General features: G+C 75.0%; 12 protein-coding genes. 4 read left to right on the top strand and 8 right to left on the bottom strand.

Annotated elements, in window-relative coordinates:
• The first annotated feature begins 265 nt into the window (after positions 1–265).
• Positions 266–1,477: a 4-hydroxybenzoate 3-monooxygenase gene (locus ACIQUQ_RS20680; RefSeq protein WP_403977727.1), complete on the top strand. Its 1,212-nt coding sequence runs from the start codon at positions 266–268 to the stop codon at positions 1,475–1,477.
• Between the two features lie 149 nt (positions 1,478–1,626).
• Entirely contained in the window at positions 1,627–3,498 is a 1,872-nt protein-coding gene (locus tag ACIQUQ_RS20675) for a methyltransferase (protein WP_403977725.1), read from the top strand.
• Here ACIQUQ_RS20675 and ACIQUQ_RS20670 read toward each other — a convergent pair.
• From ACIQUQ_RS20670 to ACIQUQ_RS20660, 3 genes are all read right to left on the bottom strand, one after another.
• Entirely contained in the window at positions 3,457–4,626 is a 1,170-nt protein-coding gene (locus ACIQUQ_RS20670) for an RNA polymerase sigma factor (RefSeq protein WP_403977858.1), read from the bottom strand. The genes ACIQUQ_RS20675 and ACIQUQ_RS20670 overlap by 42 nt on opposite strands.
• Positions 4,627–4,634: 8 nt before the next feature.
• Positions 4,635–5,042, bottom strand: coding sequence for a YciI family protein (locus tag ACIQUQ_RS20665; protein ID WP_403977723.1), 408 nt, complete (start codon positions 5,040–5,042; stop codon positions 4,635–4,637).
• A gap of 115 nt (positions 5,043–5,157) precedes the next feature.
• On the bottom strand, positions 5,158–6,435 hold the full coding sequence (locus ACIQUQ_RS20660; RefSeq protein WP_403977721.1) for a chloride channel protein: 1,278 nt from the start codon (positions 6,433–6,435) through the stop codon (positions 5,158–5,160).
• 304 nt (positions 6,436–6,739) lie between these two features.
• On the opposite strand from ACIQUQ_RS20660, the gene ACIQUQ_RS20655 reads away from it, so the two are divergent.
• Complete coding sequence (locus tag ACIQUQ_RS20655; protein WP_403977719.1) at positions 6,740–8,335, top strand: esterase/lipase family protein; 1,596 nt, start codon at positions 6,740–6,742, stop codon at positions 8,333–8,335.
• A gap of 175 nt (positions 8,336–8,510) precedes the next feature.
• Positions 8,511–9,242 (top strand): hypothetical protein, encoded by a 732-nt coding sequence (locus tag ACIQUQ_RS20650; protein ID WP_403977717.1) that lies wholly within the window; start codon positions 8,511–8,513, stop codon positions 9,240–9,242.
• A gap of 61 nt (positions 9,243–9,303) precedes the next feature.
• Here ACIQUQ_RS20650 and ACIQUQ_RS20645 read toward each other — a convergent pair whose 3' ends face one another.
• The 5 genes from ACIQUQ_RS20645 to ACIQUQ_RS20625 all read right to left on the bottom strand — a co-directional run bounded on the left by ACIQUQ_RS20645 (position 9,304) and on the right by ACIQUQ_RS20625 (position 15,195).
• Positions 9,304–11,016 (bottom strand): thiamine pyrophosphate-dependent enzyme, encoded by a 1,713-nt coding sequence (locus ACIQUQ_RS20645; RefSeq protein WP_403977715.1) that lies wholly within the window; start codon positions 11,014–11,016, stop codon positions 9,304–9,306.
• An 87-nt stretch (positions 11,017–11,103) separates the two neighbouring features.
• Positions 11,104–12,684, bottom strand: coding sequence for an FMN-binding glutamate synthase family protein (locus ACIQUQ_RS20640; protein WP_403977713.1), 1,581 nt, complete (start codon positions 12,682–12,684; stop codon positions 11,104–11,106).
• Between the two features lie 48 nt (positions 12,685–12,732).
• On the bottom strand, positions 12,733–12,894 hold the full coding sequence (locus ACIQUQ_RS20635) for a hydrophobic protein (protein WP_403977711.1): 162 nt from the start codon (positions 12,892–12,894) through the stop codon (positions 12,733–12,735).
• A 520-nt stretch (positions 12,895–13,414) separates the two neighbouring features.
• Positions 13,415–14,155 carry an SOS response-associated peptidase gene (locus ACIQUQ_RS20630; RefSeq protein WP_403977709.1) on the bottom strand — a complete coding sequence of 247 codons (741 nt, stop codon included), beginning with the start codon at positions 14,153–14,155 and terminating at the stop codon, positions 13,415–13,417.
• A 125-nt stretch (positions 14,156–14,280) separates the two neighbouring features.
• On the bottom strand, positions 14,281–15,195 hold the full coding sequence (locus ACIQUQ_RS20625; protein WP_403977707.1) for a UbiA family prenyltransferase: 915 nt from the start codon (positions 15,193–15,195) through the stop codon (positions 14,281–14,283).
• Between the last annotated feature and the right edge of the window lie 127 nt (positions 15,196–15,322).

Raw genomic sequence — 15,322 nt, 5'->3', positions numbered from 1 at the left:
TACCCCTGCCATGCTCTGCCCCCCACCGCCATTCCGCACACCGTGACCCCGGCCGTCGCCTCCCCCCGGCGGCCCACCGCGGCCGGCCCGCCGCACGGAGGAGCCGGCGGGGAAGCGGAGCCGGAGGACCGGTCCGCGCGGCGGTGAGGGGGGAACGACGCGGCGAGCAGGCCGGGACGCCCGGAAGAATCCTTTTCCCTTGGTGTGGGGCATACGGGTGATCTTGGTCGGGGTGGGTCGCCTTCGCTGCCTATGATCCACTGTTGTGACAGAGAGTCAGTACGACCGGGCCGCCCAGGACTCGGCTGATGTGGTCATCCTCGGGGCCGGGCCCGCGGGGCTGGTGCTGGGGAACCTCTTACTCCGCGCCGGGCTCGACTGCGTGGTGCTGGAGCGCGCCGGGCGCGAGCAGATCCAGGCCCGCGCGCGGGCCGGCTTCCTCGCCCCCCACACGGTGCGCGTCCTGCAGCGCCACGGCCTCGACGAGGGGCTGCGGTTACGCGGACAGCAGCACGGCGTCTGCGAGTTCCGCACCGGTGACGGCCGGTTCCGCCTGGACTACCGCCGGCTCGGCCGCGGCGAGCCGCACACCGTGTACCCCCAGCACGAGCTGGTCACCGATCTGCTGTCGGCCTACGTCGGCGCCGGCGGCCGGATCCGCTTCGGCGCGGAGGCCGTCACCGTGTCCGACGCGGACGGTCCCGCCCCGTCCGTGACGGTACGCGGCGCGGACGGGCGCCCCGAGCGGTGGCGCGGCCGGTACGTCGCCGCCTGCGACGGCCGCCACGGCGCGGGCCGGCGTTCGCTCCCGCCGGGCACCGTGCGCCACCACCACCGCGACCACGGCGTGTCCTGGCTCGGCCTGCTCGCCGAGGCCCCGCCGAGCATCGACGCCGTCGGGTACGCGGTCCACCCGCGCGGCTTCGCCGGGCACATGGCCCGCTCCGCCGAGGTCACCCGCTACTACCTGCAGGTCCCGCGCGACGCCTGCCCCGAGGAGTGGGGCGACGACCGCATCTGGGACGAACTCGCCCTGCGCATGCGGGCGGACGAGTACGGTCCGCTGCTGCGCGGCCCCGTCGCGCAGCGCGCCGTCGTCCACCACGAGTCCGACGTGCTCGAACCGCTGCGGTACGGCTCCCTCTTCCTCGTCGGTGACGCCGCCGCCCTGATCAGCCCGTCCGCGGCCAAGGGCGCGAACCTCGCGGTGCTGGAGGCGGAGATCCTCGCCCAGGCCCTCGCCACGGCCCTCCTCCAGCGCGACCCCGGACCGCTCGACCGCTATTCGGACCGGTGCCTGGCCCACATCTGGCGGGCGCAGGAGTTCTCCCACTGGATGATCGGCCTGCTGCACGAAGCGCCGGACGCCGACGGGTCCTCGCCCTTCCTGGAGCGTCTGCGGCACTCCCGCATCGCCTCGCTGCGCGACTCGCGCAGCCGTCAGGACTGGTTCGCGGAGCACTACGTAGGGGTCTGAAGCCCCTCCCGCCCCGACCGGTCCCCTTCACCTCTCCCGCTGCCCGGCGCTCCCCGCACCTCGCGGGGCGCGCCGCGGCCGCGCACCGCTGCCCGCCCGGCGGCCCGCGCTGTTCTCCTGCACCCCCTTACTCCCCACACGGACGGTGAATGCGTTCCATGGATACCTTCACGATTCCCGCGCCGTCGTCGACGGTGAGCGCCGTCGACGACGCTGCACGACTGCGCGCGACGGCCGGATTCGTCCGGGAGCAGGACACCTCGACTCTGCTGTCGCGGGTGCTGCCCGGCCTCGACGGACCCGAACTGCGGGCGCTGACCGACCAGTGCTCCTTCGCGCACGCCGCCGTGCTCGTCTTCCCGCCGGACGAGCACACGCTGCGGACGCAGTTGACCTCGTGCGGCCTGGCGCCGGACGCCAGGCCGCAGCCGAGCGTCGTCGTCCGCCGGCGGCTGGCCACCCGTCACCGCCTCGACGCCGCCGATCTTGACGTAAGGATTCTCCGGCCGGCCGTCCACGGTCCGGCCGGCGAGCGGCGGGCGGTCGAGGTCTTCGCGCTGACCACCCCGCCGGGTTCGGGCCTGTCCGGCGTCGCCGCCCACGAGCGCAGCGCGGACCATGAGGCGCACCTGGCCTTCGACGTCACCCGGCCCGACCCGCTGGTGCTGCGCGGGCTGCTGGCCAGCTTCGTACGGCACGGGGCCGCGGCCGACGGGGGCGGCTACAACCCGCACGAGGACGGGACGGTGTTCTACTTCACCGCGCCCGCCGGGACGAAGACGGCGTACCGGCGGGTGGAGCTGTACGCGAGCGGCGACCACCGCGACGTGCTGGCCGAGCACCTCGCCGGGCGGTACGCGGCGCTGCCCGCCGGACGGTCAGGCGAGCCGGCGGCGGAGCGCGCCCGCGTCCCGGCCGCCGGGCCCGCCGTGGGGCAACCGGACGGTTCCGAGCCGGCCGACACGCTCCTTCGGCTGCTGACCGGTGCCTGGACCACGCAGGCCCTGGCCACCTGCGCCCGGCTGCGGCTGTCCGAGGCCATGGACCTCAACACCGCCACCGGCACGGCGGAGTTGGCGCGCACCGTCGGTGCCCACCCGCAGAGCCTGGCGACCCTGCTGCGGTACCTCGCCATGCTGGGCGTGGTGTCCGAGGGCCCGGACGGCTTCCGGCTCACCCCTGTCGGAGCGCTGCTGGACACGGCGGCGCCCGCCTCGATGCGGCCGCTGGCCCTGATGTACGGCGGCGCCTTCTACCAGTCCTTCGCCCACCTGGCCCACAGCGTGCGCACCGGCCGCCCCGGCTTCGACCACCTCTACGGCGAGAACCACTTCGACTACTTCGCCCGCCATCCCGAACTGGCCGCCCTCTTCGACCGGTCCATGGCGTCGAGCGCCGCCATCTTCGAGCCCCTGCCCGGCCACCCCGTCCTCGCGGCCGCCGCGGAAGGGGCCGCCCCCGGCACTCCCCGTACCGTCGTCGACGTCGCGGGCGGGACCGGCGAACTCCTCGGGCGCATCCTCACCGCGCACCCCTCGCTGCACGGGATCCTGCTGGAGCGTCCCGAGGTCGTCGAGGCGGCCCGGGCGGGCCTGGCCGACAGCGCCGCCGCGGGGCGCTGCGCCTTCCGTGCGGGCACGTTCGCCGACGTGCCCGCGGGCGGCGACGTGTACGTCCTCTCGCGCGTCCTGCACGACTGGGACGACGACCGGTGCCGGAGCATCCTGCGCCACTGTGCCGAGGCGATGCCCGAGCACGCCGACCTCCTCGTCGTCGAACGGCTCCTGCCGGAGGACGGCACCCCGTCCCTCGCCACCGCCTGGGACCTGCACATGCTGTGCAACACCGGTGGCCGGGAGCGCACCGCGGGCCACTACGCCCGGCTGCTCGGCGAGTGCGGCCTCGAACTCGTCGGCCACACCCCGCTGCCGCTCGGCGCGCACACGCTGCACGCCCGCAGGGCCGGGGCAGCGGGGGCGTCAGGAGTCACGGCCGCGGTCGTGCCGGGCGTCGAGCCGTAGGTTGAGCCGGGCGGCCTGGCGGTTCAGGTGGTCGCGCTCGGGGAGGTTCGGCGCCCGGTGGGCCGCCTCGGCGTACAGCCGGGCCGCCGTCGCCAGGTCGCCGTCGCGCTCGTGGAGGTACGCCGCCACGGCGGTGTGGCGGGGCAGGGACGCGTCCAGCGCGGCGAGCGCCGCCAGGCCGGCCCGCGGTCCGTCGGCCTCCCCCACGGCGACCGCGCGGTTGAGCCGTACGACCGGGCTGTCGGTCAGGCGCGCGAGCTCGTCGTACCACTCGACGATCTGCACCCAGTCGGTCTCCTCCGCGGTGGGCGCGTCGGCGTGCAGGGCCGCAACGGCGGCCTGGGCCTGGAACTCGCCCAGCCGGTCGCGGGCGAGGGCCTTCCGGAGGATCCCGATGCCCTCGGCGATCAGCGCGGTGTCCCACTGCCCGCGGTCCTGCTGGGCGAGCGGCACCAGGCTGCCGTCGGGCGCGGTGCGGGCGGCGCGCCGGGCGTGGTGGAGCAGCATCAGGGCGAGCAGCCCCGCCACCTCGGGGTGGTCGACGGCGGCCGCCAGCTGCCGGGTGAGCCGGATGGCTTCGGCGGCGAGGTCGACGTCGCCGGAGTAGCCCTCGTTGAAGACCAGGTAGAGGACGCGCAGCACGGTGGCGACGTCGCCGGGCCGGTCGAAGCGCACGCCGGAGACGGTGCGCTTGGCCCGGCTGATGCGCTGCGCCATGGTCGCCTCGGGCACCAGGTAGGCCCGGGCGATCTGGCGGGTGGTCAGGCCGCCGACGGCGCGGAGCGTGAGTGCGACGGCGGACGACGGGGTGAGCGACGGATGGGCGCACAGGAAGTAGAGCGCGAGCGTGTCGTCCACGGCGGAGGCGGGTCCGGGCTGCGGCTCCTCGTCGACGAGGTCCTCGCGCCGGCGCCGTGCGGCGTCCGCCCGCACCGCGTCGAGGTGGCGGCGCCAGGCCACGGTGACCAGCCAGCCCTTCGCGTCGCGCGGAGGGTCGGCCGGCCAGACGCGGAGCGCCTCGACGAGGGCGTCCTGGACGGCGTCCTCGGCCGCCGCGAAGTCGGCTCCGCGGCGGACGAGGACGGCGAGCACGCCCGGCGTGAGGCTGCGGAGCAGGGCCTCGTCCATCGGGGGCGTCACTCCGTGATGGTGGGGGGCTCGGCCAGGAACGGACGCAGCTCGAGCCACTCGTGGATCGGCTTCCCGCCGGCGCCGGGCGCGGCCGACAGCTCTCCGGCCAGCTCGACGGCGCGCTCGTGGCTGTCGACGTCGATCACCATCCAGCCGGCGATGAGGTCCTTGGTCTCGGCGAACGGTCCGTCGGTCACCGGCGGGCGGCCCTCCCCGTCGTAGCGGACCCAGGTCCCCTCGGGGGCGAGGGCCTGGCCGTCGACGAACTCGCCGGTCGCCTCCAGCCGGGCGGCGAAGTCCTTCATGTACGCGATGTGGTCCGAGATCTCGTCCGGCGTCCACCGGTCCATCGGGACGTCGTTGACCGCCTCCGGGGCGCCGCGGTAGTGCTTGAGCAGCAGGTACTTGGCCATCGTGGTTCTCCTCTTGGTACGGCCATTGTGGTCGCGTTCACACCGGGGACGGAGCCGGTCACGGGTTCTCGACATCTCCGGCGGGATTCTTTTCCGGCTTTCGCGCCGGAGGGCCTCAAGGGCGTTGCAGCATGCGGTGGCGCAGGGTGTCGTAGAGGGGGGCGCTGTCCAGCCGGGTCGCCGTGAGGGCGGCCGCGAAGCAGGCCAGCACCAGGGGGATCAGCAGCGGGGCGGACCCGGTCATCTCCAGGACGAGGACGACGCCGGTCAGCGGGGCGCGGACGACGCCGGTGAACAGCGCGGCCATGCCGACGGCGGCGAACGCGGCCGCTCCGGGCGCCCCGGCCGGGAGGGCGGGGGCCGCCAGCGCCTGGGTCAGGGTGCCCAGGAGGGCGCCGAGGGCCAGCAGCGGGGCGAACAGTCCGCCGGGGGTGCCGGCGGCGTAGCTGAGGGGCCCGGCGACGAAGCGTACGGCGAAGTAGAGGAGCAGGGCGCCGATGCCGGGGAGGGGGCCCGTGAGCAGCCGCTCGCTGAGTTCGTTCCCGCCGCCCCCGAGCAGCGGCTCCACGGTCATCAGCGCCCCCACCACCGCACCGATCGCGGCGGCCTTGGCGGCGGGCGGGATCCGGGTGATCCCTTCGACGGTCTCCAGCGTGTGCACCACGAGGGCGCTGTACGCGGGGCCGAGCACCCCGGCGGCGACCCCGAGCAGGAGGAACAGCGGCATGCTCCAGGTGGGCGGGACGGCCAGCCCCGGCATCGGGAGGACGGGGGCGTCGCCGACCACCAGCCGGCAGCCGAGCGCGGCCGCGACGGTGCCGACCATGGTGAGCAGCACCAGGCGGGGCCGGACGCTGCGGGTGACCTCCTCGCAGACGAACAGCAGGCCGCCCAGCGGTGCCGTGAACGCGGCGGCCAGGCCCGCGCCGGCGAGGGCGGTGTGCAGCATCCGGGTGTCCTCGGGGTCCTGGTGGGTGTGGTGGCCCGCGAGGGCGCCGACGGAGGCGCCCATGTGGACGATCGGACCTTCGCGGCCGAGGACGAGGCCGGAGCCGATGGCGACGACGCCGCCGGCGAACTTGGCGGGCAGCAGCCACAGGGCGAGGGCGTCGGACTGCCGGCGCCAGACGGCCTCGACGTGCTGGATGCCGCTGCCGGCGGCGTACGGGACGCGCCGGGCGATGACACAGGCGAGGGCGGCGCCGGCGGCGGTGACCACGACGGGCAGCAGCCGGCCCGCCGGGCCGAGCCCGGCACCCGCCTCCAGGAGGTCGGCGCGCAGGGCGTCGGCGTGCGCGAGGCACCAGCGGAAGGCGCCGCCGACCAGTCCGACGAGGAGGCCGCCGAGGGCCGCGACGACGAAGGCGCGGGCACCGATCCGCCGTCCGGGCATCCACCGCCTCCTGCGTTCGTACGGGCCCCGGTCCGGGGCGGCCAGGCCCCGAGCCTGGACCCGGCGGGGGCCGGAGGCGGCGCGCCTCACCGAGGGGAGGGCGGAGGCGCCCCGAGCGGGTGAAGGCGGGAGGGGGGTGGCGGCGGCAGGAGGGCATCCGGCGGCACGCGGGGGCGGGCCGCGACGCGACACGCCTGTGGAAACGATAATGCCCCCGCCCTCCCGGAGGGCTCGCGCACAGTGATGCCCGTCCGTGCGGCCGGCGGCCGCGCCACGTGTGCACCGAACACCCGGGGTGGTCCCGATGACAAACCGTCCTCGCCCACTGATCCTGATCCGCGGCTTCGGAGGCCCGGACCTGCAGGACGAGCGGAGCAACGTCTACCAGGGCTTCAACGACGGCAGCTGCTATCCCAAGGCCCGCGGCGAGAACTACCTCTACGAGGGCTTCGTGCTGCGGTGCCTCAAGTCGTCCCGGCACCCGTACCGGGACGCCACCAACGTCGTCGGCTACTACGAGGAGGAGCAGACGCCGTTCTCCCCCGGCGACGACTGGCCCGAGGAACTGCGGCGCGGCACCGTGATCGTCGACGTGCCCACGGCGCGCTCGGTCCTCGCGCAGGGAGTCGCCGGGACCATGTGGGTGTACCGCTTCTACGACCTGGTCCCCCGCTCGCTCGACCGCTACGGCGAGGGACTCGTCAAGCTCCTGAAGATCATCGAGGAGGGCGCACGACGGGCCGGCGAGGAGTTCACCGGCGTGGACGTCGTCGCCCACAGCATGGGCGGCCTGGTGCTCCGTGCCGCCCTGAGCCGCCTGGGCACGCGGAGCGAGGACCTCATCCACCGGATCGTCACCCTGGGCACGCCGCACCGGGGCATCGCCTTCCAGCTCCTGCCCGCGGCCCTGGCCAGGAGTCTGCCCCTCGGGGTCGCCGACGAGATCGCCGCCTTCGACCCGCGCCGCACGGACATCCTCGGCATCCCGTTCCCGGCTCCCCGGATCCTGACCGTCGTCGGCACCAACCACCAGGCGTACGCCAACGGGTTCGCGAACCTGGGCAACCGGCTCTCCACCCTGATCGACGAGGGCACCCTCGCCTACAACCGCAGTGACGGACTGGTCAAGCAGTCCTCCGCGCAGATCCCGGGGGCGCCGCGCACGTTCGTCGACAAGTGCCACGGCGGCCGGGACTCGCTCGTCACCTCGCGCGAGGCGTACGAGATCGCGATGCGCTTCTTCCACGGCACGCACCACGTCCGGCTGCGGCTGGCGCGGGCCGAGGTGAAGCGGGGGCACGACATCTTCGGTAAGAGCGAGTTCTTCTTCGGGGTCTCCGTCAAGCCCCGGTACGTCGACTTCGAACTGTTCCACCAGAGCAAGGACGCCGAGAACTGCTACGGCCCCTTCCACACCGACGACTTCTCCGACCCGCTCCCCGACCTCGCCGCGGAGCTGGCCCGCCCGCTGTCGGAGTCCGGCGACGGCACGACCGGGTGGGCGGGCCCCGGCCGGCTGGTCTGGGAGGGGTGGGTGGACGCCTCGGCCAAGCCGGCGGACAGCCTGGACCACAGCCTGGTGCTGCGCCTCGAGGTGTACGTCGGCGAGCGGGACTCGTTCGGGGTGGGCTTCTCCGACAACCTGGTCTTCGGCAAGCAGTACTACGTGCAGGCCGTCTTCGAGGCCGACGGGACCCTTGCGCTCTACCTCCACACCGGCGAGACGTTCCTCGGTCCGGACATCACGCCCGCGATGGTGGCCGCCGCAGCGGCAGCCGAGGGCGCGGAGGTGCAGCGGATGGCGCCGGCCGCCGGGGGCGCGCCCGGCACGTGGACGTTCCACGTGGAGGGCACCGGGTTCGAGGCCGATCTGGAGGTGTCCATGGAGCGTGAGGTGTAGCGGGGGTGTTGCGCGGCGGTGTCGTCACCCGGTGCCGCGTCGCGGCGTGGCGGGGAGGGCGTACGGGCGTGAAGAGGGGCGCGAGGCGGCTTGAGGGGCCCCTGATGATCCACCGGGAGGAGGTCATCGCATACGTTCGTGGGGCGCCACCTGCCACGCGAGGAGGATGAACCTGATGAACGCCGCCGAAGAGGGACGGCAGCAGCTGGACGCGGCCAGCGTCGTCAACGCCAGGAGGACCCTGCTGATGCTCCTCGCCAGGGCCGGCGTCGTCCCCGGCGACGCGGAGGAGCTGATCGGCCTCGTCGAGGCCGGTTCCCTGGCCCTCGCGCACGAGGAGGTCCTCGGCGGCGCCCCGGACGCCCCGCGGGACAAGGGCGAGCTGTACGCGCACGGCTGGCTCGACGGGGCGGGGGCCGCCGCGGACGCCCTCGGGGAGCTGGCCGAAGCGGCCCTGCGCCGGGCGCTGGCCACGAGCCTCGCCGAGGCCGATCCGGACCGGCTCCCTCCGGTACGGAAGATGGAGGTGGAGCGGACGCAGGTGGCCGTCACGGCCCTCTACCTGTCGTTCACCACCGCCTCCGACCTCGACCCGGAGGTCACGCAGGAGGTGCTCACCGCCGCCCTCGGCACCATGGACACCCGGCAGCGGGCGACGTACGCCGGACGCCTGGAGGACTTCGCCTCGCGCCACCGGGGCCGGCTGGAGCGGCTGTACGCGGCGTACGGGCCCGGCGGCGCCGTGGCGGTCCACGGGCGGTACTCCCTCGTGCACTCCGCGACCAGCGTCGCCGTGCTGGAGCGGCTCGCCGTCGCGGACGCCGCGCTGCGCGAGGAGTGGGACGCCGCGGAGCTCCCGCCGGCGTGGCTGGACGGGCTGACCTCGGCCTGGGAGGCGAGCGGCTGACGCCGGGCGGGGCCCGGCCCCGCAGTGACCCGGTGGACCGGCGGCCGGAAGGCCCCCGCGGTCAGAGCAGCTCCCTGGCCTTGGCCCGCACGAACCCCCAGCCCTGGGCCAGGGTGGGCTTCGCGGGGACGGCCACCTCGTCGGGGTTGGTGAGCACGTCCAGGAGCACCGGGCCGGGCGTTTCGAGGGCCCGTTGCACGCCGTCGCGGAGGCCGGCGGGGTCGGTGACCCGGATGCCCGTCAGGCCGAGGGCGGTGGCGACGGCCGCGAAGTCGGGGTTGTCGAGCCGCGTACCGAACTCGGGCAGCCCGGTCTGTTCCTGCTCCAGCTTGACCATGCCGAGGCTCCGGTTGTCGAACACCACCAGCTTCACGGGCAGGCCGTACGTGCGGATCGTCATCAGGTCGCCCAGCAGCATGCTCAGGCCGCCGTCGCCGCAGAACGCGATGACCTGCCGGTCGGGCGCCCACAGCTGGGCGCCCAGCGCCTGGGGCATGGCGTTGGCCATGGAGCCGAGGTTGTAGGAACCGATCAGGCGCCGGGTCCCGCGCATGGGGACGAAGCGGGAGAGCCAGACCGTGGCCATGCCGGTGTCGGAGGTGAAGACGGCGTCGTCCGCGGCGAAGTCGGCCACGGCGGCCGCCAGCGCCTCGGGACGGACCGCGTGCCCGGGGTTGTCCAGGGCGGCCCGCAGCCGCCGGGCCGGCCGGCGGTCGGCGGCGGGGTCGGCCAGCCGGGCCTGCCCCTCCTGCCACCGCACGAAGCGGTCGCGGGCGTCCTCCAGGTGCTTCCGGTCGGCGACCCGGTCGAGCAGCGGCAGCAGGGCCTCCAGGGTGACGCGCACGTCGCCGGCCAGGCCCACGTCCACGGGGGTACGGCGGCCCAGGTGCTCCTCGCGCGCGTCGACCTGGACGACGCGGACGTCCTGCGGGTACCAGTCGCGGTACGGGAAGTCGGTGCCCAGCATCAGGAGGGCGTCGGCGGCGTCGAGGGCGTGGACGGCCGCGGGGTTGCCGATGAGGCCGGTCTGGCCGACCTGGTGGGGGTTGTCGTCCTCGAAGCCCTCCTTGGCCTTCAGGGTGAGCACCATGGGTGCCGCCAGCCGGCCGGCCGCCTCCAGGACCTCCGTACGGGCGTCACGGGCGCCGGCGCCGACGAGCAGTGTGACGCGGGAGGCCGAGTTCAGCAGGGCGGCGGCGCGGGCGAGGGAGGCGTCGTCGGGCCGGGTGACGGCCCGGTCGAGCGCGAAGCGGGGCGGCCTGTCCTCCGGGACCTCCCGGCCGCCCATGTCGCCGGGCACGGTGAGGACGGCCACGCCGCCGCGGGTGACGGCCGCGCGCACGGCGGTTTCGAGCGCCCGCGGCATCTGCTCCGGGGAGGTGACGGTGGCTCGGTGCACGGCGACGTCGCGGAAGAGGAGGTCGTTGTCGACCTCCTGGAAGTAGTCGCTGCCGATCTCCGCCAGCGGGACCTGACCGCAGACGGCGAGGACGGGCGCGTGGCTCTTGGCAGCGTCGTAGAGGCCGTTGAGGAGGTGCACGGAACCGGGGCCGACCGTGCCCATGCACACCCCGAGGCTGCCCGACAGCTGGGCCTGGGCACTGGCCGCGAAGGCCGCTGCCTCCTCGTGCCGGCAGCCGACCCACTCCAGGCCGTCGGTGGTGCGGATGGCCTCGGTGAGCGGGTTCAGGGCGTCGCCGACCACCCCGAAGACGTGTCGGACGCCGAGTTCCCGCAGTGCGTCGACGATCACGCGGGCGACGGTTCGTGCCATGGGGAGACCTCCGGGTGGCTTGCGGGCTTGCGGGCTTGCGGGCTTGCGGGCTTGCGGGGGAGGCGGGTTCCGGATCGAGTCGAGGACTCAGCCGGTGAAGCGGTCCGGGTCGGCCGCCTCCCAGTCGGCTGCCCACGATTCGGGCGGGGATGCGAGGAGTTGGCCGGGTGCGAGCCACTCGTGCAGTTCGGCGTACGAGCGGACGGTGTGCGGGGCCGCCCGCTGGACGAGCATGTGCGGGCGCAGGCCTTCCGGGCCGTCGACCCCCATGGCCGCCATGATCTGCAGCGCGCTCCGGACCGTGGCCTCCTGGAAGCGCCGTACGCGCACCGCCTTGTCGGCGACGTCCAGGGCGCGGGCGCGCCGCGCGTCCTGCGTGGCGACGCCGACGGGGCAGGTGTTGGTGTGACAGCGCTGGGCCTGGATGCACCCGACGGCGAACATCATGGCGCGCGCGGCGTTGGTGTAGTCGGCCCCCTGGACGAGGCGCCGGACGAGGTCGCCGCCGGTGGCGACCTTGCCGCCGGCCCCGATGCGCACGCGGTCGCGCAGCCCGGTGCCGACGAGGGCGTTGTGCACGGTCGTCAGGCCTTCGCCGAGCGGGAGCCCGACGATGTCGGCGAACTCCAGGGGTGCCGCTCCGGTCCCGCCCTCCGCCCCGTCGACGACGATGAAGTCGGGCGCCGTGCCCTCCTCCAGCGCGGCCCGGCACACGGCGAGGAACTCGCGGCGCGAACCGACGCAGAGCTTGAACCCGACGGGCTTGCCGTCGGCCAGCTCGCGCATCCGGTGCAGGAAGCGCACCAGCTCCCTCGGGGTGCCGTACACCCGGTGGTAGGGCGGCGAGACGACGGTCCGGCCCTGCGGGACGCCGCGCACCCGCGCGATCTCGGCGGTGACCTTGGGGCCCGGCAGGACGCCGCCGATGCCGGGCTTGGCACCCTGGCTGATCTTCAACGACAGGGCCTTGACCTGTGGGTGCGCGGCCTTGCGCGCGAACTGCCGCTCGTCGAAGCCGCCGTCGTCGGTGCGGCAGCCGAAGTAGCCCGTACCGATCTCCCACACGAGGTCGCCGCCGGGCCCCAGGTGGTACTCGGACAGGCCGCCCTCGCCGGTGTCGTGGGCGAAACCGCCCATGCGGGCCCCGGCGTTGAGCGCGAGGATCGCGTTGGCCGACAGGGAGCCGAAGCTCATCGCGGAGACGTTGAGCAGGGCCATGTCGTAGGGCTGGGTGCAGTCGGGGCCGCCCACCCGCACCCGGGGCGGGTCGGTGCGCACCGGCCGGGGCGCCATGGAGGGTACGAGGTACTCGCTGCCGGGGAGGTAGAGGTCGCGTTCGGTCCCGAAGGGCTCCTCGGCGTCGGTGCCCTTGGCCCGCTCGTAGACGATGCTGCGGGTGTCGCGGTCGTAGGGGCGGCCGTCGAAGTTGCGCTCGACGAAATACTGCTGGATCTCGGGGCGCAGGGCCTCCAGCGCGAAGCGGAGGTGGCCGAGCAGCGGGTAGTTGCGCAGCACCGAGTGGCGGCGCTGGAGGACGTCGTGGACTCCGACGGCCGTCAGCAGGAGCAGGGGCAGGGCCGCGGCCCACCACCGGGGCGAGACCGCGACGGCGGCGGTGGCCGCGGCACCGGCGGCGGCCGTGGACAGCAGAAGGGGTGTTTTCAGCACGTCCCCGCGTCTGTCCCGGCCGCCGCCGGCCATGCACCCGGGACGGCACTACCACCGGTACCAGCGCCCGCCCCGGCCGGCGGGACGGGCGACGAAGCCGAGCAGCCAGACGACGAGCACGGCGATGGCCACCCACCACAGCACCTTCACGGCGAAGCCGGCACCGAAGAGGACGAGGGCGAGGAGCAGTACGAGCAGCAGCGGAATCATCGTCGAAACCTTCCTGGGCCGATGGCCCGATGACGACACCCCTCGCCCCCGGCCGGGGGCGAAGACGGGTGCTTCTTGGTGGGTCGTTGCCCGCGTGTACCCATGGCGCCGGAGCTCACACGGAGCGGTTGCCGCGGACAACTCCGTTGCGGATGAAGGGGGTTGCGTGGCCGGGAAAGGTCACGGCCCGGCGTCGCCCGCGGAAGGGGTCGTACGCGCCGGCGGCGGCCCCGGGCCTGCTGGGCGCCGACACGGTGCGCCGCCGCGTCGGGGAGGCCGTGCGGGACGAACTCGGCGCATGGCCGGAGGGCCACCCGGAGCAGGCTGCGACGCCGGTCGGCCGCCCGGGGATGTGCGGTCCGGGCCGGTGGCTCGTGCATGGACGGGGCGCGGGTGGGCAGGCGCTGGGTGGAAAACCTTCGATGCGGAGTCCCCCCTGCAGGCGCCGGTCGTTCACCCCCGGGTGGCGGTCGGCGCGGCTGCGTGCCGGGCCGGTCGGCGGCGTACGGGCTGGGGGTGTTCAGCCCGCCTGCGGGGCCGGGTCCAGGAGGTGGGGGCCGTTGTTGCGGACGCTGTTGACGGCCGTCGTGACCGCGGTGGTGGTGAGGATGCCGTCGGCCGGGGTGTGCAGGAGGGCGCGGAGGTCGTCGGTGTCGTGGTGGGCGGGGTCCAGCCAGGTGCCGAAGTCGTCCGGGTGGAGGGCGAGCGGCATGCGCGGGTGGATGCGGCCCGCGGCGTCGGTGGCCTCGGTGGTGATGATGGTGGCCGTGGTGAGCCAGGCCGCGGGATCGTCGTCGTCCTCGACGGTGGCGTCGCGCCAGAACTCGTACAGGCCCGCCATCGCCATCACGCCCCGGTCCTCCGGCTGGATGAAGTACGGCTGCTTGTACGCCTTCGCGTTCTCCGTGGCGGGGACGGCGACCCATTCGTAGAAGCCGTCCGCCGGCAGCAGGCACCGCCTGCGGCCGAACGCCTTGCGGTACGCGGGCTTCTCGTGGACGGTCTCCATCCGGGCGTTGATCATCCGGGAGCCCACGGACGGGTCCTTCGCCCACGACGGCACCAGCCCCCACCGCACCGGCCGCATCGACCGGAGCACCTCGCCGGAACCCTTGTCGACGCGTTCCAGCACCGCCCACACGTCGTCGGTCGGGGCGACGTTCCACGAGGGCCCCAGCAGCCCGCGGGCGGGGTCCAGCTCGGCGTCGAACAGGCCCGCGAGGTCCTCGGGGGCACGGGAAGATGCATAGCGGCCGCACATGGGGCCCACTCTGCCACCCGACGGCCGGGGCCGGCTCGAGCAACGGTGAGGTGGCGGGATGCCGCCCGAGGGGCCACAGGGGCCGCAGCGGCTCCGGGGCGCGGGGGCTCGGCGGCTCCGCGGCTTCAGGGGGCGGCGAGGTCCCGGCTCGCGAGGACGAGGAGTACGGCGTCCGCGCCGGCCAGGGCCAGTACGGCGAGGAAGGGCATCCGGCTGCGTGCGAGGGCGGGCGGCGCCGCCACCGCGCCGAGGGACAGGGCGGCGGTGAGCAGGAGCAGCAGCCGTCCGGCGGGGGTCACCGGGCCGGGCGGCCCGAGGGCCAGTACGGCGCCGGAGCCGAAGGCCAGTCCGGCGGCCACGGCGACGGAACCGCGCCGACCCAGCCGTTGCGGCAGTCCGCGGACGCCTGCGACGAGGTCCGCGTCGATGTCGGGCAGCGTGTTGGCGAAGTGCGCCGCGGTCCCCAGCAGCGCCGCCGCGGCCGTCAGCCAGGGCGGGGGCCAGCGGCCGGGCGTGGCGGCCAGGGTCAGGAAGGCCGGCAGCAGTCCGAAGGCGAGGGCGTACGGCAGCCAGGAGGCGGGGGTGCGTTTCAGCCACAGGTTGTACGCCCAGGCGGCGGCCACGCAGCCAAGGTGGACCAGGCCCGCCCGGGTACCGCAGGCCAGCGACAGCGGCACGCAGGCGAGGAGGGCTGCGGAGGCGGCCGCGGTCACCGCGGCGGGCCGTACGTCGCCTGCGGCGAGGGGTTTGTCGCGGCGGCCGGCCGCACGGTCGCGGCGCAGGTCCAGCCGGTCGTTGCTCCAGCCCACCGACAGCTGGCCGGCGGCGACCGCGGCCACCGCGGTGGCGCCGGTCCGGAAGCCGAGCCCGGAGGCGGCGGCCAGCAGGGCGGCGAGCAGCGTCACCCCCGCGGCGGGGACGGGATGACTGGCCCTCAGGAGGTCGCCCGCACCGCGGAGGAGCGCGGTGCCGGACGGTCCTGGGACGGCCGCGGGGAGCCCCGCCGCTTCGGCGGCGCCTTCGTCGGTGGTGGCGGGCACCGCGCCACGGTAAGCGCCCGACGGCCGTGACGGCCGTCCGGCGCGCCCGGGGCGGTCCCGAAGGGCGTTCGGCGCGCCGACAGGGGGCCGGCCCAGCGGCCCGGCAGGCCCAGAGCCTGCCCGGGCG

Origin of the sequence: Streptomyces sp. NPDC101118 (genome assembly GCF_044759445.1) — a bacterium.
Lineage (GTDB): Bacteria > Actinomycetota > Actinomycetes > Streptomycetales > Streptomycetaceae > Streptomyces.
Note: the sequence above shows the minus strand (reverse complement) of the source record. Positions and strands in the feature narration are given on the sequence as shown.

Coding starts and splice junctions, on each gene's coding strand:
- ACIQUQ_RS20650 (WP_403977717.1), top strand. CDS start 8,511: ATGAACGCCGCCGAAGAGGGACGGCAGCAGCTGGACGCGGCCAGCGTC.
- ACIQUQ_RS20635 (WP_403977711.1), bottom strand. CDS start 12,894: ATGATTCCGCTGCTGCTCGTACTGCTCCTCGCCCTCGTCCTCTTCGGT.
- ACIQUQ_RS20645 (WP_403977715.1), bottom strand. CDS start 11,016: ATGGCACGAACCGTCGCCCGCGTGATCGTCGACGCACTGCGGGAACTC.
- ACIQUQ_RS20660 (WP_403977721.1), bottom strand. CDS start 6,435: ATGCCCGGACGGCGGATCGGTGCCCGCGCCTTCGTCGTCGCGGCCCTC.
- ACIQUQ_RS20665 (WP_403977723.1), bottom strand. CDS start 5,042: ATGGCCAAGTACCTGCTGCTCAAGCACTACCGCGGCGCCCCGGAGGCG.
- ACIQUQ_RS20655 (WP_403977719.1), top strand. CDS start 6,740: ATGACAAACCGTCCTCGCCCACTGATCCTGATCCGCGGCTTCGGAGGC.
- ACIQUQ_RS20670 (WP_403977858.1), bottom strand. CDS start 4,626: ATGGACGAGGCCCTGCTCCGCAGCCTCACGCCGGGCGTGCTCGCCGTC.
- ACIQUQ_RS20630 (WP_403977709.1), bottom strand. CDS start 14,155: ATGTGCGGCCGCTATGCATCTTCCCGTGCCCCCGAGGACCTCGCGGGC.
- ACIQUQ_RS20675 (WP_403977725.1), top strand. CDS start 1,627: ATGCGTTCCATGGATACCTTCACGATTCCCGCGCCGTCGTCGACGGTG.